Genomic DNA, 19,872 nt, shown 5'->3' on the forward strand with positions numbered 1-19,872 from the left:
CATTATTCTCCTTTCACTTCTCTTATAATTATCGGTTGTAGTTGATTTTCGATTGTTTCACGATTAGGTTCCTGCCATTTTGGAAGCATTAGCTGTTCTCCTAAATGGTCTTTTTTCTCATCAATCATAAATCCAGGTGGATCAGTTGCGATTTCAAATAATAATCCACCATTTTCACGAAAATAGATTGCATTAAAGTAATTTCGATCTTTTATTTCAGTTACTCCATATTGATGGTCATGTATCTTATGCTGCCATTTTACATGTTCTTCATCGTTACTAGCTCTCCATGCAATATGATGGACAGTTCCTACTCCCATAGCTCCTCTTCCTACTGCTGCTAATTCGATATCAATAATATTTCCAATAGCTCCAGCAGCCTTAAAGCGTAAATAGTTTCCATCTTGGCCTAAACTTTCTAATTCCATAACGTTTTCCAATAGCTCTGCTGTTTTATGAGGTGCACCAGAATATAAAACTGCTCCACCAAATCCTTTAATTGCTACATCCTTAGTAACTCCATTAAACTCCCAAGTATTTTCAGTACCCTCTTCTCTTTCAACTAATTCAAGCTGTAAACCATGAAAGTCTTCAAATTGAAGAAATGTTTCTCCAAATCGACTAACTTTATTTGTATTAATATTAAAAGAGGCTAAACGAGTTTCCCAAAAAGCCATCGAGCTAGCTGGGATTAAGAATGTTGTTTTCCCTACTTGGCCACTTCCAACTTTTCCTCTGTATGCATTTGCCCAAGGGAAAAACGTTATAATCGTCCCTGGTTTTGCGCCCTCATTTCCAAAATAAAAGTGATACGTCCCTGGATCATCAAAATTAATTGTTTTTTTCACAAAACGTAATCCTAAAATCCCCGCATAAAAGTCCATATTTTCCTGAGGGTCACCAACTATGGCGGTAATATGATGTATTCCTTTCATTTTTTCCATTAACTCTCCTCCATTTCACTTTATTTATTTAATTTCCTTAATAAATCAAGTAGTTGTTGTTGCTCTACATCCGTTAATTTGCTGAACTGGGTTTGTTGAAATTGATCTTGAGTAGGTACAATCTCTTCATACATTTTTTGACCTATTTCTGTTAATGAAAGATACTTGTTTTTCCATTCCACTTCTCTTTTAATCCACTGCAATTCTTCCATCTTCTTTAATAAATGAGTTACATTTCCTTTTGTAACGACTAATTTATCTGCTAATTCCTGCTGGGTTAGACGCTTATTCCTACCCACATGAACAATTACATCAAATTGAGCAGTCGTCAGTCCCCATTTCTTCAATTGATTATTAGATTCCCTAACATTTTTAAGATAAAAACGCGCTAATCGAAACCAAAGTAAAACTGCTAAATTTTTTGATTTATTTGCAGAAACTTCATTATGACTATTTAACATTTTTACACCTCTTTGATCGATCTTGGCATCAGTTTAATACTAAACTGATAAATTAGCAAGTAAATGGTTTTGGCTAATTTTGTTTTCATAAATAAACTTTTAAGCGCTTTATTAAACTATTTCTTTCAACATATATAAATTCCCTTTAATTTCCTTCTTTTATTCTTTTTATAATTTTTGATGATATAATTATGTTTAATTTTTATTAACTAGAAAGAAAGGTATAGTATATGAAAAAACGACTACTAAAAATAATTGTAAGTATTGTCATTTTGTTTCTTGTCTTATATGGATTGTATAAGCTAATGAATGCAAGATCTTTTCAACTATTTGGAGGATTAACTAACGAGGTACATACAAACCAAAAAGTAGTGGCTCTTACATTTGATGACGGTCCAACTAAAAATGTTGATCAAATTCTACCTCTTCTAGACCAATATAATGCAAAAGCTACCTTTTTTCTAATCGGCAATGAAATTAAAAAGAATCCAGAGGAAGCTAAAAAAATCGTAGATGCAGGACAACAGATTGGTAACCATACGTACTCTCATAAGAGAATGGTGCTAAAATCACCTTCCTACGTTAAAGGCGAAATTGAAAAAACAGACAAATTAATTCGCAAAGCAGGCTATAAAGGTGAAATCGACTTCCGTCCTCCGAATGGAAAAAAACTATTTGGTTTACCGTATTACTTGCATAAGCATTATCGAGATACAATTACGTGGAATATAGAACCAGATACTTTTTACACGAATACTGCGGACAAATTAAATTATGTAAAGAAAAATATTAAACCAGGTTCAATTATTTTAATTCATCCGATGTATGATAAAACGGGTAAAGAATTGGCGACAATTAAAGGGATTTTAGATTTACTATCTAATGAAGGATATAAGTTTGTCACAGTGAATGAACTTCAGAAACTAAAAGACAAGTAGCATTTTGCAACTTGTCTTTTTTTTTAGCATTTATCCTCAACTAGGTCTGATTTAATATAAGATTTTGTTCTAACATGATCGATAAAGATTCCAAATGCTGTTCCAAGCGTATTTAAGATTAAATCATCAATATCACAAGATCTATAATTGTATCCTATGAATAATCCAGCTATCCCTTGAGTTAATTCAATTACTAAGCTTACAGAAAAACCAATTAAAATCGTTTTACGTTTCATAATCTTCGGAAAGAGAATCGGCCATGCTAATCCAAATGGAATAAATAATAAAATATTTCCACCAATTTGTTTTAGAGCAATTGTAAATGAGCCACTCCTTATGATGTCTACTACTCCCTTAAAGGGAACAAAATTGTTTAAATCACCTAATTTGTCTTCAATCATGATTTGTATTAAATATTTTTGATAGGGAAATGGAAACAAAGTTAAATCGATGAAGAATGTAAAGTAGATTCCAAAAATTATCCAATATAAATATTTTTGTAAAGTAATATAACCCCTTAGGAATCTATAGCCAAAGTATAAAATAAAAAAAGACATTACAAAAATACTAGGGTACAAGTAATTTAACAAATCAACGCCCCTTTCACCTTCAAAGAAATTAATACCGTTGAAAATTTTTTCCATTTTTAACCATTAGTTTATTTTAATATTATATTAAAATCATTATTTTCCATATATGAAAATAGTATCATTTTTGATGTTCTTCGAATTTCCAAACAAAAAGACATAAAAACTTATGAATAGTACTTGAAAAAAAATCCAAAATAATATTGGTACATTTTGAATTTTTCTCAAAGGAGACATCTAGATGAAGAAACAATTACTGAAATTAACGACTGTTTTTTTATGTTTTGCACTATTTTTAGCTCCAATTAAAACAGGTGCTGAGGAGATTGATACTCGAGCTCACGGAAAATGTATAAGTAACTCCGCATGTAAGTTCCAAGGTGATATGAGAAAGCTTTGGAACGATCATACAATTTGGACTAGTAAATATATTGTTAGTGCTGTTGCTGGCTTACAGGATAAAGACAAAGTACTTGCTCGACTTTTAAGGAACCAACAAGATATTGGAAATGCAATTAAACCATATTATGGTGATGCCGCTGGGAATCAACTTGCTAAGTTATTAACCGACCATATTGTAATAGCTGGTAAACTTATTGACGCTGCCAAAGCAAATGATATGGCAACATTAAAATCACTAAATGATCAATGGTTCAAAAATGCAGACGATATTGTTGCCTTTCTAAGCAAAGCAAATCCTAACTGGTCAAATCAAGCATTAAAGAATTTACTATACGTACATTTAAAAATGGTAACAAATGAAGTAGTAACTAGAATAAAAATGGATTGGGACGGAAATGTAAAAGCATTTGATGATGGTCTACACCACATTAACGTTCTAGCAGATGCATTATCTGCAGGTATAATTAAGCAATTCCCAAATAAGTTTAAAAATTAAACAAACGTTTGATTTTTAAATTGAAAAAAGATGAATTTAGTTCTTAACTAAATTCATCTTTTTTCTGTTTATTCTACATGATTCAGTCTCTCAAGAATGCGTCTCTTCTTATATAACATTCTACCTGCTTCACCAACATCCTCAATTGCTTGCTTATTTACATATGCACCGAATATTAGGCCTGCAATTGGAATCATTTGGAACAGCTTCTTCCATCCCATATTGTCACGGTATGTATAGAATACTTCTCTCCAACCTTCTATTTGAGAAAATGCTTTTTTTCCTTCAATATTTGTTAACTCTTCTAATATCGCCTTTTTTCCAACTATATCCGCTGATGTAAACTGTAAACATTTTATAATAAAAATTCTCTCCGTTTGTTCATTCGGATCATAACCATAAGAAATTGCTATTTCTTGAAGTGTCTTTAGTGTCAGACCTAACAATATTGGAATATCTATTGCAATCGTGAACATTCCACCAAACCCTGTAGTTGCTCCTTGAACCTTTGCAAATTGTTTACGGCTAGAAATAAAAGCATTTGAAACCTGATCCATTTGTTCAAGACTAAGCTGATTTACCATTTCAACCTCAGATATCTCTTGAATAGAGAGTTCCCTGCTCATCCTTGTAAGAGTTGCTGGAACACTAACTAAATATTGACCACCTGCATTAACATATTTTGATAGTTCATCCAAAATTAGCCCAATTTTATCATGAACAAATTTCGGTGTTATTTTATCTAAAATCATAAAAGGAATTCTGCCGATTTTCTCCCAAAAAAATACGCTTTTTTGATCCTTTTCCCATTTTTCAATTTCATTAAGCTGCCTTATTAAGTACTCTTTCGTTTCCATAAGCACTCCTAACATTTATTCTTTAAACATATTCAATCATTAAACTATATTGCTTAACATTAATAATACAAAAATATAAATGGGAATGTCTAATGAGCTAAGATTACTAACATACTCATTTACTTACTCATATCCCTTTAACTTCTCTCTTGAAAAAAAACGAGGGTCCCCAAAAACCTATGGGATACCCTCTAGTTGATCTTTAATCTAAAAATCTAATTTTATCCGGATTTCGAATCATATAAATTCTTCGATAACGGTCATCTTCTATTTCAAAACAAATTACAGTTGCTTCTTCTCCCTCAGCTTTTACCATTAAGCCAATTTGATTATTTACCAAAACACATTGAATTTTTGATGGGGTAGTTATTTTCTTTCTTATTCCGGTCAGAAATGCAACCACATTTTTCTGTAGATTTATTGGACGTAGAGCAGCTTTCGTTTTACCACCAGCATCTGTAATGAGTATAATATCTTCGGTTAGAAGTGATATTAACATATCTAAATTACCAGTTTCTGCTGCTTCTATAAATCGTTTAGCAATGTCTAGTTCATGATTAAGATTTTGTTTTATAGCTGCATCCTTTATTTGGATTTTACGTTGAAGTCTACTAAATATTTTCCGGCAATTTAATTCAGTTTTATTTAAAATATTCGCTATTGTACGAAAATCAAAATCAAAGGCTTCGCGTAATACAAATACTGCTCTTTCGGTTGGATTTAACTGTTCTATTAATACTAAAAACCCATAGGTAATCGTTTCATCTAAAATCATCTTCTCGATTGGATCTCTATATAGATCCTCAGGTAAGTTTTGAATGATCGGTTCTGGTAGCCACGGTCCAATGTAGACTTCCCTTTTATGTTTAGATGATTTTAATACGTCTAAGCAGCGATTGGTCATAATTTTGCATAGATAAGCTTTCATATTATTTGGCTCATCTTTTGCGGAGTGATTCAATTTTTGAACTGCGAGAAATGTATCCTGTACTAAATCCTCCGAATCCTCAATTGAACCAAGCATACTATAACCTATCGAAAATAGAAGTGGCTTATATTGAGAATATAGATCGTCTACCTCCATGAACTTTCTCACCTCTATTATTAAATTAGTTGAAAAGCAAGCTTTTCATTTATTAAATTTGCAGCGTTTTTTGCGCTAGTCAATGATGCATTTAATAGAAGTTCCATTTGACCAACCCAATCTCCTGCGACAAAAATGCCATCTACACCTACTTCACTATTTGATAAACTTCTATTTAAGCTTTCAAATGGTTTTTTTATATCATTAGAAACAATAAGTTTAGGAAGGTATCGACGTGAAATAACATAGTCTCTCCATCCAGGTTGAAGTAAATCAAGCAAGCCCTCTAGCTCTTCCTCATCTTTTGACGGATCTGTTTCGTTAACCGAGTTTAAATATTTCATTAGATGGACAACAACTTCTCCTTGTTCAGTCGTTAGGTTAGCAACTGTAGAATGATTCGAAAAATACCATGGCTGATCTATGCCTAAAGCAAAATTGAGTTTTGGATTTGGTAAACCACGCATGACAAGATCTAAGCATGCAGCTTTTATCGGGATTATTTGACTACATTTCTGTAAAAATGAATCTGAGACTGGCTCATCAATTAGCTTAACTACATCAACTGGATTAATTGTTGATAATAAACATTTAGTGGAAATACTAGTCTCATTTCGTAGTTCGAGATTTATATTTGGATAAGAGCCACTAACTTTACATACTGATGAACTTTTTTGAATTGCAACACCATGTTGATCTGCAGTTTTAACCAAGTCATTAACAATTGATTGCCATCCCTCATTTATATACATTACTTTTGCGCTACGAAGCTGACCAATCGCCACTCCAGCACTTAAAAGTTCAGGGTTACAAGTAAAAGTAGATAAACGTATGAACGCTAATATTAAATTTTTCACACGATTACTCGTTATATTATTATTCAAATACTCTTCTAAACTAATACAATTTAATTCATCTATATCCATTTTGCGGATTTGTCGATAAAAACGAATAAATTCCATTTTCTCTTTCCACTTTAAATGATTACCCAAAAATAAATTGAATGCTTCGATCACTTTCAATTGCTCATACTGATCTCCAAAAATAAATGAACCACTCAATTTTGGAAGTTTGCCAGACAATTTAACTCCTACTTCATTTAAAATCTCAATACAGTTTGTATATAATGCATGTGCTCCAAGATTTAATTGTGCGTTCCCGACTTGATTAGAAATACCTCTACCGCCTACTTTAGATCCTTTTTCCAAAATTAATACCTTTTTTCCAGTTTGAGCTAAGTAAATCGCTGCAGTCAAACCAGCGATACCTCCACCTAATATAACAACATCCCATTTTTGACTATTATTTATTTGATTTAACATCCTATTCCAGCTCCCTTTCCATCGTTCATTAATTAAGACGAATGAAAAATAAAAAACGTGACATATAGTAGAGCAGAACTAAGAAAAATAAACTAAAAGCATATTTTACTCTTTGGACGGGCTTTCTGATCCACTTTGGAATAGTAATGATTAGAAAAACATAAAATTACTTTGACAGATAGAGTAATTATTGTTAACATTACTCTATCAGATAGAATAATATACTTTAGAAGGTGAATTATGGTTAGAAGTGACATCATACGAGGGCATCTTGACTCAATCATATTAAAACTAATTTCTGAGAAGGATCGATATGGTTATGAAATATCTCAAGAAATTGGACTACGTACAGATAATCGGTTTCAAATTAAGGAAGCTACCTTATACGCAGTTTTTCAACGTCTAGAAAAAAAGGAACTTGTGGAAGCTTATTTTGGTGATATTACACACGGTGGAAAAAGAAAATATTACAAGATTACTACATTAGGTAAAGCATATTTAAGTGAACTAGTGAAAGAGTGGCTGGAAGTCAAAGAAATTATCGATTTATTCATGGAGGAGATAAGATGAGAAAAATTAGAAATCATATTGAAGAACTATTTAAAGATGTTCCAAAAACGGAACAGTCAGAAATAGTGAAACAAGAAATCATACAAAATCTAGAAGAAAAAGTCATGTATTTAATGGAAAATGGCAAAGAAGAAGAAGATGCTATAAATAAAGCAATCGTTGAATTTGGAGACATTGAGGAATTAAAGAAAGAACTTGGTGTAAAGAAACCAGATCGAAAAAAAGGTAACTTTGCAAAGCTAAATTTAGCCTATTCAATATGGGGAAGTGGCTTACTAATCGCTTTCTTCTTATTTATTAATTTTTACTATACCCCAAAGACAATTTGGTTTGTCTATCCAACGTTTGGACTATTATGGTGGCCACTTTCTATGTACTTCTACTGGCAACGAAAAAAGTGAGGTGAATAAACAGTGAAAAATTATCTTGGTTTCGCAACTGCTGGATGCATTATGACTATGCTCTTTTTCATGATCGTAAATTTTGTTACATCACCTGGTACAGTTTGGTTCATTTACCCATGTTTTTTCATTTTATTTTGGCCCGTTAGTTTATATTTCATCGGGAAAAGGTCGTTAAAGCAATTCTCAGTTTTCGGTAGTGTTGTACTGCTTGCGTTTTTGCTAACAGAAAACTTAATTCATTCACCCGATTATCTTTGGTTTTTTTATTCTGCTTTGCCAATTATTAGTTGGCCTATCTTCTTACATATAGGTAAGAAGGCTAGAACATTATCGATTGCACTTATTGGTAGTATCATAACAATTGCTTATTATGGCATATTAAATTTGATCGCATCTCCTGAGTATCCGTGGGTGATTTATCCAGCATTTGCGATTATTTGGTGGCCGTTATCAATTTATTATGCAAAAAGAAAAGCTTTTGTCGCATTTTCTTTTACGGCTAGCATTTTTATAAGTATTTTCTTTATTATTGTAAATATCATTTCTACTCCTAATACAATTTGGGCAGTATATCCAATTTTTGCAGTCATTTGGTGGCCGCTGAGCATGTATTTTTATGGATATAAAAAGAAGCAAATATAGAGAATAATCGTACGATTAGCTTAGTGGACTTCAAATTAGAAGTCCTTTTTATTTTTCCTTTATTGACCCAGGTACTCTATGGTACACTTTCAAGGAAATAATAAAGGATTAATATCATCGTTTCCTCTTAGCATCTAGCCATTTCGTTGTGACTTCAATTATTTTATCTTGTTGTTGTTTCGCTGTAATTGTAGCTTTTTTATCCCCTTTTTGTTTTCCATACATCCCAAATTGAGCATGGTTACCACCTAGCACCTCATACATAGTAGCATCCTGTGATAGTAAATGTTTAGTTTCTTTAATTTTTGACATTGTAGATAAGCCATCATATTCCGCATATAGCGATAGCATAGGTAAATTCGAATTAGAAAAGTCATTAGAATTGCCTGGATACGATCCTAGAAAGATGATCCCCTCTATTTTTTTCGGATTCTTATAGGCATAAGCAGCTGCAGACGCTCCGCCAAGGGAGTGCCCACTAATATACCATTTCTTTATAGAAGGATAACTTTTCATTACTTGCTCAGCCTTATCCACATCAAAAATAGCAAAATTAAACTTAACACTTGGAATAATAACCGTATATCCATCATTTGCTAGTCCTTTTGCAAAATAACTGTAAGCTTCGGGCTCAACTTTAGCCCCAGGATATAAAATGATTCCAGTTTCTTTATTCAATTTAGGTTCAAAAACTTCCCAATGGTGTTTATTATCAGTATTCACATTTCCAACTAATGAGTACAACTCCTTTGATGGACTATACGTCTGTTGAGACCAAATATAAAATCCTCCAAATGCAAGTAATAGTATCACCACAATACTAATAACGCTGTACTTTATTATTCTTTTCATCAAACTGCACCCACTTTAATTTAAGATCTCGAGATAATCGGTAATATGAAATTAAAATTTATATTCCCGATGCCGAACTTTAAAGTAATTTTAGTTTGATTAATAAAATTCAAATTAATACATAGCAATTAAGAATGCCAAAATCATATATTGTGAAATTAAGCCATACCTATCGTACTACGGACTTACTATACACTACATAAAAAGGATCCTGTGCCTTTTAAATATAAAGATGATAAATAATAATACAAAAGACGTTAACACCAGTGCAAGTAAATTAATAAATTTATTTGTTCTATGCTTAAATATCTTAAATAAAATTTCATAGATTCCAATCCCGATTAAACCGCCAAGAGTATTGGCCAGTATATCAGTAATATCACTTATACCGATTGCTAAAACATACTGTATAACCTCAAATGCTAGAGTTAAACCAAAAAACGAAAGTAGTTTCTTCTTAAAAGACCAATTACTTTTCAACATACATATATAAATACCAAACGGCACAAAAATCCTTATATTGTTATACACCTCAGAAAAGACAGACCCATTAAGTGGAATCAAATTAATTACACGCACCCTAGTTATTTGATCAAAAGAAAACTGCAACTTAAATAGGACTAACCAATTAAGTGCTAATAAATAGATTATGAATAAAACGACTGTCAATTTTTTATTTCCCAAAATTTCTCCCCCAATTCTTGCTGTTATCATGTAGTTAGGTCATATTTTTTAAATAACTACTTTATTAATGTAGCAAACCTTAAATACTATCAAAAATCAAACCTTCATTTTCGCTTTACTACTTATTGTTCTATGCTTAAAGGGTAGTAGAAATAATTTAAAGAAAGAGTGGGGTAAATCTTAAATTTTTCTTAAATTCACAGCCATGTCGTATTCAGAATACAAAAAAGCGATTCTCCAAAAGAATCGCTTAAAAATTTTTATTCTGCCTCAGAAACTAACGTAAAACGTTCATTTAAATGCTGTGGATTTTCAATTTCATCCACTAATGCAATTGCATAGTCAGCATAGCTTACGTAACTATCACCTTTTTTATTTACAATAAAATTGTCTTTTCCTTTTTGATAAGCCCCAGTTCTTTTTCCGTTTGGATCGAAAAATGCTGCGGGACTAATAAATGTCCAATTTACATCCGTTGTTTTTTGTAAATCCTGAAGACCTTTTGTCATTTTTGATGCAGTTGCATAATATTCCTTTGGAAACTCAGGAGTGTCAACTAGCTGGATCTTTTGTTCTTCATCAACAAATAAACTTCCTGCACCACCAACAACTATTAATCTAGTTTCAGCATTTTTTAAAGCATTAATTAAAACATTGCCAGCTTCCAGATATAGATGTTCTTGACCGTTAGCTGCTTTAAATGCATTAACGACAACGTCAAATTGCTTTAAGTCTGTTGAATTTAAATCAAATAAATCCTTTTCTAAAACAGATATTGTTTTATTAGTTAGTTTAGAAGCATCTCTTACGATTGCTGTTACCTCATGTCCTCTTTCTATAGCTTCACTCATAATAAGACTTCCTGCTTTCCCTGTAGCTCCAATAATACCAATCTTCATCGTTTTTTCCTCCTAAAGGTTTAATTATTTATTTGGATTAAAATCCAGATTCATTACTCATTCGTTGTAACATGAATAGTTACAACTATTTCAAAAAAAATAAAACTCCTTACAGATGTAACTGTTTCGGTTACATCATTTATAAAAAAAATTGAATATTGTTATCCAATTTTTTTACTTAATACTGTAACTAATTCTTCCATTGTAACATCATCCAGTATTTTTTCCATTGCTTCTTGTGCGCGATTTAATATTAATTCTAACACTGCCTGGATATTTGCACCGACTGGACAATTCGGATTCGGTTTCTCATGAAATTGAAAAAGTTCACCTTCTTCAACTACTTCAACTGCTCGATAAACATCTAGAAGAGTTATCTCACTTAAAGACTTTTGAAGTGTAGCTCCACCGGTTCCTCGTCGAACTTGAATTAAGCCAGCATTCTTAAGTTTTCCCATCACCCTTCTTATTACGACTGGATTTGTATTCACACTTTCTGCAATCCATTCAGAAGTACAAAGTGCGCTATTTTCAATCGTAACAAGAGATAAAACATGGACAGCAACGGTAAAACGACTACTGATTTTCATAGGATTCAACCTCCGATGTAACTATTATAGTTACAACTATAAATAAATGTCAACAATATTTATTTTACACAATCCGATTGGTGTTTATATTTTTATATAAAATACCCTTTACTACTCTTAAAAGATAAGCAATTTATTATACTTATTTTAAATAAATGGTATGTTTTATTTTTTTACTAAAATTAAAATAAAAGAAGTTATAAATAGTCTATAGCTTCCTTCCTTATTTAAGTGTAATTTTATGTTGAAACGGCTGCCTAGTTTGAGCTCATTAATATTACATTAGTCCATATAAAGCTATGACACCAAAAATAATAATGATAATACCTGATAGGCGATTAATTAGTGTTAAAGATTGATTATTAATTCGATTTCTAAATAATCCTACACCACTACTTAAAATGATCCACCATAAACTTGATCCACTAAAAACGCCTAATACTAAAATAATAGAAGTTCCAATATTACTAGCTGAATTCGAAATACCTAAACCCGCAAAAATGGCAATAAATGATAAAATCGTCATTGGATTTGTTAACGTTAAAAATAAAACTGATAGAAATGCGTTTATCATATTTTTCTTTTGTGTATCAGATTGTGTATAGCTAGCTTTTGAAATAAGTGTTTTTACACCTAAATAACATAGAAAAAAACCACCAATTAATTGAATCCAAACATGCTGACCAATTAAAAAATTCATAATGACCGTTAAACCAAAGCCAGCGATAAGACCATAAATACCATCTGCAGTTGCTGCCCCAAGTCCAGAAACTAAACCAACCATTCTTCCATGAGCCAATGTTCTACGTATACATAGCACTCCAATTGGGCCTACAGGTGCAGCAATTGATAAGCCTATTAATAATCCTTTAATGTAAATTTCAAAATTCATATTAACCTCCTACTCAATCGAAAATTTATGCTTTTGCAATGGTAGTCGAAAAGTTTCTTTCGTTGTATCCATTACAATTGTTGTTTTTGTTCTTACCACACCTTTTAACCCTTTTATCTCATGACTAATTACTCGATCTAAGTCCTTCGTATTTCTACTTCTTATTTTTAGTAAATAATCATCTTCACCTGCAATATGGTGGCATTCCTGTACTTCCTCTAATTGATTAACAAGCTCTAAAAATGGTGCTCTATTTTCAGGTCGTTCAAGCGAGACAGCTACAAATGCTGTTAATTCGCTACCGACTTTTTCTGAATCGACTAATACACCAAATCCTTTGATTACACCTTGTTCAACTAATCGGTTTACACGCTCAGCAGTAGCCGGCGCTGATAAGCCGACTTCACTAGCTAAATCCGCCCACTTCATTCTAGAATTATCCATTAAGTGATTAATTATTTTCAAATCATAAGCATCCATGTATCTATACCTTCTTTTTATAAGTTTTATTTAATTTTACTTATTTTTCGAAAGTTAATCAATGTTTTCCAATAAATGCCTTCTAATTTTCGACCTAAAAAAAACATATTTATTTAATTCCACTAATAAGATGAAAAAGGTAGACAATCTTGATTGAAGGAGGCTACATTTTATGAAAAGAGACCCGTTTGAATATCGGAAAAGAATAAGAGAAAGAGAATCTAATGAAGAAGCAGAAAAAGTGTCAAACGAAGAGGCAGAAGTAAAACCTCAAACACATGTGCATGAATTTGTAGCTAGTACTAAATTAGCAGAAGAAAATGACGATCGGCATAACCATCGCTTTGCGGGAGTCACAAGTGAAGTCATTCCCAAAGGTCGACACAGCCATGTACACCGAATTGTAGTAAATACAGATTTTCTAGATCATCATCACGAAGTTATTATTGAAACTGGGCCTCCTATTCCTGTAGGAAACGGTAAGCATGTTCACTTTGTTAAAGGAATGACAACGATTAATGATGATCATGAGCATGATCTTGAATTTGCAACTTTAATAGATCGACCATTGGTTTAGTGAGACTTTAAAATTCAACTTATGTATAGTGCATATACATAAATTTTATTTAGAATAAATTAAGGACCTTCCCTAGAAGGTCCCTTCAGTATGTTTTCATTTTACAGGTAAAATATGGGCTCAAGCATCCTTCAATCTTTCCGTATTCATTAGCACAATCCTCCAACCATCTGGATCTTCAAATGTATTACTTTTTCCAAGCCAATATGGGTTCTCCGGTTTAACGTCGAAGTATCCCATGCGATTTAATCGCGATTTAACTAGGTTAATTTCAGCTTGATCTGGCATATAAAATACTAAAAGATTATCCTTAGTTGGAGCAGGACATGGACTTCCATCAATGTGTTGAGTAAACTCCAAATGGTATTCAACATTCGGTAAACCAAACATGATTCCATCATAACCATCGTGATTTTGGAATCCTCCTACGCATTTTAGGCCAAGCCCTTCACCATAAAACTTGGTTATTTCAGCTAGCTGATCGGTAGGTCTTGCAATTCTAAACTGAACCCAGTTTCTCATTGTCACCACCTTTATCCTTTAATAATTTGATGCTGCCCATTCTTCATTTAGTTTTTTAGATAATTGTGTGTAAAGCTTCAATTCTTGAATTAATCCGTCTACTAAATAAGAAATGTTTTCTCCTAGTCCTGTCCCTTCTGAGACAAAATCCGATGGGTCGATGACAACTTGTTTCGACAATACATTTGCATATAAAGCTCTTAAAACGATTCTTATGTTATTAAGCGCATTAATGCCACCTTTTCCACCACCGGATACAGACATTATTGCAACTGGTTTATCTTTAAAGTGCTTACTCCCTAAAAAGTCAAAAGCATTTTTTAATGCTCCACTCATTCCACCATGATACTCTGGTGTCGCAACGATTATTGCATCAGCATTTTCTAATTGTGATCTTAATTTTTGGATATTCACAATTTCATTTTGCTCTTCTTGTCCATTGTATATTGGTAATACTAGTTCACTTAAATCAATTGTTTTTAAAATGTATTTTTTTGAAATGATTGAAGTTAATTTACCTGTACGCCCTTCTTTTCTTGGACTACCATTTATCATTATAATATTCATATTTCCCACTCCTTTGATTTGTACTTTTAGTATAGTCAATGAATAAAGTGGATACCTCAGTCGTATGATAGAACTTTTCTACACGTTTAGTTGTATATAAAAATAAAAAAAATCTACAACTAAAGTTGTAGATTTCAGACCGAGAGATGCTCGCTTTTTGTATTGTCTTGTTTGAATCGATCTTGCTTCATTTTTTGATAAACTTTTATATTTTGATAAACTATCTCAAGCAATTTAGCGCTCATATCCTTTTTCTTGGCAAGTTCTAATAAATACCCTTGCAAATGATCTCCCTCAACCTGGGAACCTTTTTCCATATCGCGCTGCAAAGATGATTTCATATCATACCCAAGAGCATCAATTGATCGCATATGCTCATCGACGATATTATCAGAAATTGGTGCACTATATGCTCTCATAATATTGTTACATTCCTCAAATAATTCTCGGATAGTGACTCTACCACCTTCACTTTCCCTTATCGGACCAATTGGGGCACGCATAAGAGACGTAACGCCAGACATTACCGTAATAAATAAATATTTATGCCACATATCACGCTCAATCTGTTTACTTTGGACGAAATCAGCTTTTGTGCCATTAAACACTGCGGTAATTCTTCTTATACGATCAGTTTCCTTTCCAAGAAATTCACCAAATACAAGTCTAGCGGCTTTACTTGTTTGTACAACTTCACCATCTTTATTTAGAGTTGTTTCAATAAAACATAAACCGCCAATCACCTGATCTTCACCGAAGGCCAGTTTTAATGGATTTAAATGAGCAATTCCGTTTAGAAGAGGTATGATAACAGTCTGATTACCTACGAACGGTTTTACATCTTTAATTGCGTTTTCCAAATGATATGACTTAGTTGAAAAAAGAATGATATCAAAAATCTCGGCCGGATCCTCAGTAGTAATTAGATTTGGTTGAAATGAAAAATCGCCGTGTAAACTACGGATGATCAAACCTTTTTCCTCAAGCTGTTTTTTCCGATTAGCTCGTACTAAAAAAGTAACGTCTTCTCCTTTTTCTATTAAGCGTCCTCCGAAATAGCCGCCAACTCCTCCAGCTCCCAATACAAGAATTCGCATCAAAAACTCCCTCTCTATCCAAAATTAAAATTCAAATGGTTGAACAATCGTTTATTTTGAAATTCCGTTTCGTATTGCATAAAGGGCTAATTGCGTACGATCTTGAAGCTGCGTCTTAGCCAATATATTCGAAACATGGGTTTTCACTGTTTTTTCAGTAATATATAGTGATGCCGCAATTTCTTTATTACTCTTACCTCTTGTAATCTCCTTCAACACATCCATTTCTCGTTTAGTTAATTTATCTTGAAATGACTGTTCTTGTTTTATTTCAGACTTCCCAGTAAGAGCAGAAACTAATTGAGTTGTCACCTTTGAATGGAATTGTTTTTCCCCATCATGAATTTTTCGAATAGCCGAAACAAGCTCGTCTGGGTCACTATCCTTTAAATAATATCCAGCTGCGCCGGCTTCAATAGCAGGTAAAATATGATCTTGATCATAAAAACTAGTTAAAATCATTACCTTTACAGCCAAGCCTTCATTGTGAATACGTGTTGTTGCTTCAATTCCATCTAGAACCGGCATCGCTAAATCCATGATTACAATATCTGGTTTTAACTCTTTTATTAAGTTTAATGCCTCTTCTCCGTTTGACGCTTCCCCAATGACCTCAATATCATCCTGTGTATTTAAAAAGAAAATTAGTCCTCTCCTAACTACATGATGATCATCAGCAATTAATATTTTAATAGACATAAAATTCTCCTTTTTAAAAAGGGATACTCGTCGTAATTTTTGTTCCCTTGTTCAAATCACTTTCAACCAAGAACGATCCCTTTATCGATTCGACTCTTTCCTTCATGCTCTTCAATCCTAATGTTGGAATTTGTACATCCTTTGGGCAGATAAAACCTACACCTTCATCTCGAATCGTCATTTTTACTTTCTTAGTACTGATTGATAACTGTAAAAATACTGCATTTTCACCTGAATGTTTTCTACAATTATTAAAGGCTTCCTGACCGACACGCCATAATGTTTCTTCTATTTTGGATGGCAATATTGTTGTACCTTTTACATGACTGTTTACGTTCAATCCTAGCATTTCACCATAGTTAATTAGCGCGCTAACGATTCCTTTTTCAATTCCTTGCGGCCTAAGCTGCCAAATTAGAGCCTTCATTTCTGCTTGTGCTTCTTGGGCAATTTGTTGGATCTGATTAAATGTATCTTTTAACTTAGTACTCTCCGAAACATTTGCACCAGCTTTTGCAGTAACATTAATAGAGAACAATAATTGGCTAACTGAGTCATGTAAGTCCTTCGCAAGGCGGTTTCTTTCCTGAATCAACTCAAACTCTTTTACCTGTTCAGTTAATTGAATTCGTTTAATTGCTGTTCCAATTTGCAGTGCGACTGCTCCTAGTAAATTCAACTCTTCTCGGTCAAAGTTTAATTTATTAGAAGCCGCAACATTTAATAAGCCAAACGATTCTTCACCTGCTTGTAGTGGTACGGTCGCATGATGTGTGACACCATTCGTTTCTCCCCAATTATGGATTAATGAATCCTCTAATCTTTTACATTCCATTATGTTGGATGCTTTATTAAGTCTGCCTGTATTATATTTATTTACACACCAACAATCGCCATTACACATTGGTTTAGCTTCTTCGTTCATAAGAGCTGGGGGTAACTCATGTGATGCGACTAATTCATAATCTCCATTATTATCTATTAAAAAAATCCACCCTGTATCTAGGCCCGTTACTTGAATTAATTTGGCTAAGGCGCAATTTAGGGTACTGTATAAATCAGTACCCTCATTTAATATTTCTGCAATTTCCTTTAATACTTGTAGCTCTAAAAGAAATGATTCTTTTTTCATGCTTATGCTAATTCCTTCATACGTCGATCAAGTTGTTCAAGCACCATTGGCCATGCTTGCTCATGTTGATCTCTTGATAATTCATCTAGAAACCCTGCATGTGTTAACTTAACAACTGCTTCTCCACTCTCATTTGTAGAAAATTCCACTGTAACAACAGTTTCTGTTTTTGATCCTGAAGTAAACCATGTAATCTCAACAAGTTGATTGCGTTCAAGCTTTAAAAAACGACCATAATGAGGATGACGCTTATCTTCAAAATGTGTTTCAAAGAAAAATACAGAATTAACCTCTGCCTTCATAATGACCGAACCTGGCGCAGCAAACCAATCACCGAATCGTTCTGTCCACGCTTCATACAATACTTCTATCGAACTATCCATCACTCGCTCTACTGTTAAACTATATGGTCTACTCGATAAATCTGGATAACTAATAATGCTCATATTAATACCTCCAAAATATTTTAAAGTTATTCATTTTCGTTAATAATTGCAAGTACTTGATGGTCTTCCCATTTTCCATTTATTCGGACATTTTTCTTAGCAATACCCTCTTTATGGAAGCCTGACTTTTCCAACACTCTAATTGAACCAATGTTATGCGGCATTACTCCCGCTTCGATGCGATGTAATTTTAATTCATTAAATGCATATTCAACAACCAACTTTACAGCTTCTGTCGTAAAACCTTTTCCATTTTGATCCTCATCTAAAGAATAACCAACAAAACAACTTTGTAAATCTCCTCTTAAAACCTCTGCTAACATCGTAAATCCTATGAAAGCATTCGTTTCATTTAAAAAGATTCCAAATCCATAATACACATCATTGTCACTTTTCTCTTTATAGGATTTAATACGATCGACTTGAGCTTCTAATGTATAGAAACTTTCATCTTTTATATATGTAAATGGTTTAAAAAACTCTCTATTTCTAACTTCGTACGCCAAAAATTCCTCAGCGTCAGAAACTTCTAATTGTCTTATATGTATATTGTTACCAACTAACTTCATCATTTCCGCTACTCTCCCTGTCATAACTGCTTTTTATTGATTCCCACTAATCTATATTCCTGTTGCCCACAATATTCTAGGGTCAATTTTACGAACTAACCGATACGCTATAGGTTTAAAACCATTTTTCGACCAAAATCTTGAGGATTCTAAATTGGTTATTCTCCAATCAGTTTCGCAAAACTGATAGCCTTCTTCTTTAGCAAAGTTAAGTCCATGATCTAATAAGGCCGTGCTAACACCCATACCACGGGAAGATTCGACCGTTGCTCCTACTACTAAACTAATACAAGATTCCGGCGTTAATAAATTCTCATCAGATGCTTCTGCCGATTCAAATACTTGAAAACCTACAATTTCATTTTGATAGAGTGCTAACCATAAAGTTGCAGTCTCATCATTAATTAACTCTGCATAACCCTCTTGGTAATCTTCTCTCTCTTCAATGAAACCTGGTGCAAATACTGGCGATTTCGCTTGGTGTTCCATAATGACAGTTGCTAATTCACGAATTCGTTTTTCATCTTCATTATTTGCTACTCGAATTTGTATATCTGAAAAAACTCGATCCGTCGATACTGACAAATTACGGATAGCATGAACCTGTTCAAAAGCAAATCCCAAATGAAGCCAAGCATCTAAAGCCGGCTTATTTCCACTCGGTACCATTACGTAGTGATTAAAAGAGCCATTCTCAACCATTTGCCTAGCAAACTCTGCATATAATTCACGATATAATTCTGTACTTTCACTTTCCGCGATTGCCATACCTGCATACTTGATCCAAGTATGTCGCTCGCGATTTTTATCTGTATGAATTGATCCAATCATATAACCAACTAGCTTGGAATCATTTATTGCGGCGATGCCAATGCTATTTTTTTCATTAAAAAGCACTTCAATAGCCTTTTTACCATTCTCAGCGCTTTCGAATTTAGGTGACAATTCAGGGTTCATACTTCGGTCATACATATGACGGTTAGCCAAAAGACTAGCCGCTTCATCTAAATATCTATTTTCAAACGCGATAAATCTCATCTCAAACCTCCTGAATATTACATAAACTTTAACTAGTAATAAGTTCGACTATTTTATTAATCCTTTAATCTACATATAACTAGTTTCAATAAAAAGAGCATTACTTCCTGCTTATAGAAGA

26 protein-coding genes are annotated in these 19,872 nt (G+C 33.1%); 6 read left to right on the plus strand and 20 right to left on the minus strand.

Annotation, left to right across the window (positions count from 1 at the left end; all coding sequences use genetic code 11):
* Positions 1-2: 2 nt before the first annotated feature.
* Entirely contained in the window at positions 3-944 is a 942-nt protein-coding gene (locus ACFCYN_RS00335; protein ID WP_375946838.1) for a ring-cleaving dioxygenase, read from the minus strand.
* A gap of 20 nt (positions 945-964) precedes the next feature.
* Complete coding sequence (locus ACFCYN_RS00340) at positions 965-1,405, minus strand: MarR family winged helix-turn-helix transcriptional regulator (protein ID WP_375946839.1); 441 nt, start codon at positions 1,403-1,405, stop codon at positions 965-967.
* 230 nt (positions 1,406-1,635) lie between these two features.
* Between ACFCYN_RS00340 and ACFCYN_RS00345 the strand changes: the two genes are divergently transcribed.
* Complete coding sequence (locus tag ACFCYN_RS00345) at positions 1,636-2,343, plus strand: polysaccharide deacetylase family protein (RefSeq protein WP_172446280.1); 708 nt, start codon at positions 1,636-1,638, stop codon at positions 2,341-2,343.
* A gap of 23 nt (positions 2,344-2,366) precedes the next feature.
* On the opposite strand, the gene ACFCYN_RS00350 is transcribed toward ACFCYN_RS00345, so the two are convergent.
* A complete protein-coding gene (locus tag ACFCYN_RS00350; RefSeq protein ID WP_375946842.1) occupies positions 2,367-2,933 on the minus strand; it encodes a VanZ family protein in 567 nt (188 codons plus the stop codon).
* A gap of 238 nt (positions 2,934-3,171) precedes the next feature.
* On the opposite strand from ACFCYN_RS00350, the gene ACFCYN_RS00355 reads away from it, so the two are divergent.
* The gene (locus ACFCYN_RS00355) at positions 3,172-3,828 is read left to right on the plus strand and encodes a glycosyltransferase (RefSeq protein WP_172446282.1); all 657 of its coding nucleotides are present in this window, start codon (positions 3,172-3,174) and stop codon (positions 3,826-3,828) included.
* A gap of 68 nt (positions 3,829-3,896) precedes the next feature.
* Here ACFCYN_RS00355 and ACFCYN_RS00360 read toward each other — a convergent pair whose 3' ends face one another.
* The 3 genes from ACFCYN_RS00360 to ACFCYN_RS00370 form a co-directional block, all read right to left on the minus strand.
* On the minus strand, positions 3,897-4,685 hold the full coding sequence (locus tag ACFCYN_RS00360) for an EcsC family protein (protein WP_172446283.1): 789 nt from the start codon (positions 4,683-4,685) through the stop codon (positions 3,897-3,899).
* Between the two features lie 202 nt (positions 4,686-4,887).
* On the minus strand, positions 4,888-5,769 hold the full coding sequence (gene sigJ, locus ACFCYN_RS00365; RefSeq protein WP_172446284.1) for an RNA polymerase sigma factor SigJ: 882 nt from the start codon (positions 5,767-5,769) through the stop codon (positions 4,888-4,890).
* A 20-nt stretch (positions 5,770-5,789) separates the two neighbouring features.
* Positions 5,790-7,091: an FAD-dependent oxidoreductase gene (locus tag ACFCYN_RS00370; protein ID WP_375946844.1), complete on the minus strand. Its 1,302-nt coding sequence runs from the start codon at positions 7,089-7,091 to the stop codon at positions 5,790-5,792.
* A gap of 240 nt (positions 7,092-7,331) precedes the next feature.
* On the opposite strand from ACFCYN_RS00370, the gene ACFCYN_RS00375 reads away from it, so the two are divergent.
* From ACFCYN_RS00375 to ACFCYN_RS00385, 3 genes are read left to right on the plus strand one after another with little or no spacing between them, the layout of a single operon-like run.
* Positions 7,332-7,661: a PadR family transcriptional regulator gene (locus ACFCYN_RS00375; RefSeq protein WP_172446286.1), complete on the plus strand. Its 330-nt coding sequence runs from the start codon at positions 7,332-7,334 to the stop codon at positions 7,659-7,661.
* Positions 7,658-8,062, plus strand: a complete 405-nt coding sequence (locus ACFCYN_RS00380) for a permease prefix domain 1-containing protein (RefSeq protein ID WP_172446287.1) — start codon at positions 7,658-7,660, stop codon at positions 8,060-8,062. Before ACFCYN_RS00375 ends, ACFCYN_RS00380 begins: the two co-directional genes overlap by 4 nt.
* A 12-nt stretch (positions 8,063-8,074) precedes the next feature.
* Positions 8,075-8,707, plus strand: coding sequence for a hypothetical protein (locus tag ACFCYN_RS00385; RefSeq protein WP_375946847.1), 633 nt, complete (start codon positions 8,075-8,077; stop codon positions 8,705-8,707).
* A gap of 114 nt (positions 8,708-8,821) precedes the next feature.
* Here ACFCYN_RS00385 and ACFCYN_RS00390 read toward each other — a convergent pair whose 3' ends face one another.
* From ACFCYN_RS00390 to ACFCYN_RS00415, 6 genes are all read right to left on the minus strand, one after another.
* Positions 8,822-9,559, minus strand: a complete 738-nt coding sequence (locus ACFCYN_RS00390; RefSeq protein WP_375946849.1) for an alpha/beta fold hydrolase — start codon at positions 9,557-9,559, stop codon at positions 8,822-8,824.
* A gap of 195 nt (positions 9,560-9,754) precedes the next feature.
* On the minus strand, positions 9,755-10,243 hold the full coding sequence (locus ACFCYN_RS00395; RefSeq protein WP_172446290.1) for a VanZ family protein: 489 nt from the start codon (positions 10,241-10,243) through the stop codon (positions 9,755-9,757).
* Between the two features lie 260 nt (positions 10,244-10,503).
* The gene (locus ACFCYN_RS00400) at positions 10,504-11,142 is read right to left on the minus strand and encodes an NAD(P)-dependent oxidoreductase (protein WP_172446291.1); all 639 of its coding nucleotides are present in this window, start codon (positions 11,140-11,142) and stop codon (positions 10,504-10,506) included.
* A gap of 161 nt (positions 11,143-11,303) precedes the next feature.
* Positions 11,304-11,732 (minus strand): Rrf2 family transcriptional regulator, encoded by a 429-nt coding sequence (locus tag ACFCYN_RS00405; protein ID WP_098118747.1) that lies wholly within the window; start codon positions 11,730-11,732, stop codon positions 11,304-11,306.
* A 277-nt stretch (positions 11,733-12,009) separates the two neighbouring features.
* The gene (locus ACFCYN_RS00410) at positions 12,010-12,624 is read right to left on the minus strand and encodes a LysE family translocator (RefSeq protein WP_375946851.1); all 615 of its coding nucleotides are present in this window, start codon (positions 12,622-12,624) and stop codon (positions 12,010-12,012) included.
* Positions 12,625-12,633: 9 nt separating this feature from the next.
* The gene (locus ACFCYN_RS00415) at positions 12,634-13,104 is read right to left on the minus strand and encodes an Lrp/AsnC family transcriptional regulator (protein WP_172446292.1); all 471 of its coding nucleotides are present in this window, start codon (positions 13,102-13,104) and stop codon (positions 12,634-12,636) included.
* Between the two features lie 172 nt (positions 13,105-13,276).
* On the opposite strand from ACFCYN_RS00415, the gene ACFCYN_RS00420 reads away from it, so the two are divergent.
* Complete coding sequence (locus ACFCYN_RS00420) at positions 13,277-13,681, plus strand: YmaF family protein (RefSeq protein ID WP_172446293.1); 405 nt, start codon at positions 13,277-13,279, stop codon at positions 13,679-13,681.
* A 120-nt stretch (positions 13,682-13,801) separates the two neighbouring features.
* On the opposite strand, the gene ACFCYN_RS00425 is transcribed toward ACFCYN_RS00420, so the two are convergent.
* The 8 genes from ACFCYN_RS00425 to ACFCYN_RS00460 all read right to left on the minus strand — a co-directional run bounded on the left by ACFCYN_RS00425 (position 13,802) and on the right by ACFCYN_RS00460 (position 19,751).
* The gene (locus tag ACFCYN_RS00425) at positions 13,802-14,203 is read right to left on the minus strand and encodes a VOC family protein (protein ID WP_375946853.1); all 402 of its coding nucleotides are present in this window, start codon (positions 14,201-14,203) and stop codon (positions 13,802-13,804) included.
* Positions 14,204-14,221: 18 nt separating this feature from the next.
* The gene (locus ACFCYN_RS00430; RefSeq protein WP_375946855.1) at positions 14,222-14,770 is read right to left on the minus strand and encodes an NADPH-dependent FMN reductase; all 549 of its coding nucleotides are present in this window, start codon (positions 14,768-14,770) and stop codon (positions 14,222-14,224) included.
* A gap of 134 nt (positions 14,771-14,904) precedes the next feature.
* Entirely contained in the window at positions 14,905-15,867 is a 963-nt protein-coding gene (gene panE, locus ACFCYN_RS00435) for a 2-dehydropantoate 2-reductase (RefSeq protein WP_375946856.1), read from the minus strand.
* Positions 15,868-15,918: 51 nt separating this feature from the next.
* Entirely contained in the window at positions 15,919-16,566 is a 648-nt protein-coding gene (locus tag ACFCYN_RS00440; RefSeq protein WP_172446296.1) for a response regulator transcription factor, read from the minus strand.
* A 13-nt stretch (positions 16,567-16,579) separates the two neighbouring features.
* The gene (locus tag ACFCYN_RS00445; protein WP_172446297.1) at positions 16,580-17,698 is read right to left on the minus strand and encodes a GAF domain-containing sensor histidine kinase; all 1,119 of its coding nucleotides are present in this window, start codon (positions 17,696-17,698) and stop codon (positions 16,580-16,582) included.
* A gap of 2 nt (positions 17,699-17,700) precedes the next feature.
* Positions 17,701-18,144 (minus strand): SRPBCC family protein, encoded by a 444-nt coding sequence (locus tag ACFCYN_RS00450; RefSeq protein ID WP_375946858.1) that lies wholly within the window; start codon positions 18,142-18,144, stop codon positions 17,701-17,703.
* Positions 18,145-18,170: 26 nt separating this feature from the next.
* Positions 18,171-18,716 (minus strand): GNAT family N-acetyltransferase, encoded by a 546-nt coding sequence (locus ACFCYN_RS00455; RefSeq protein ID WP_216853925.1) that lies wholly within the window; start codon positions 18,714-18,716, stop codon positions 18,171-18,173.
* Positions 18,717-18,764: 48 nt separating this feature from the next.
* Entirely contained in the window at positions 18,765-19,751 is a 987-nt protein-coding gene (locus tag ACFCYN_RS00460; protein WP_172446299.1) for a GNAT family N-acetyltransferase, read from the minus strand.
* Positions 19,752-19,872: the final 121 nt, after the last annotated feature.

Origin of the sequence: Gottfriedia sp. NPDC056225, assembly GCF_042267765.1 — a bacterium.
In the GTDB taxonomy this organism is placed as follows: domain Bacteria; phylum Bacillota; class Bacilli; order Bacillales; family Bacillaceae_G; genus Gottfriedia.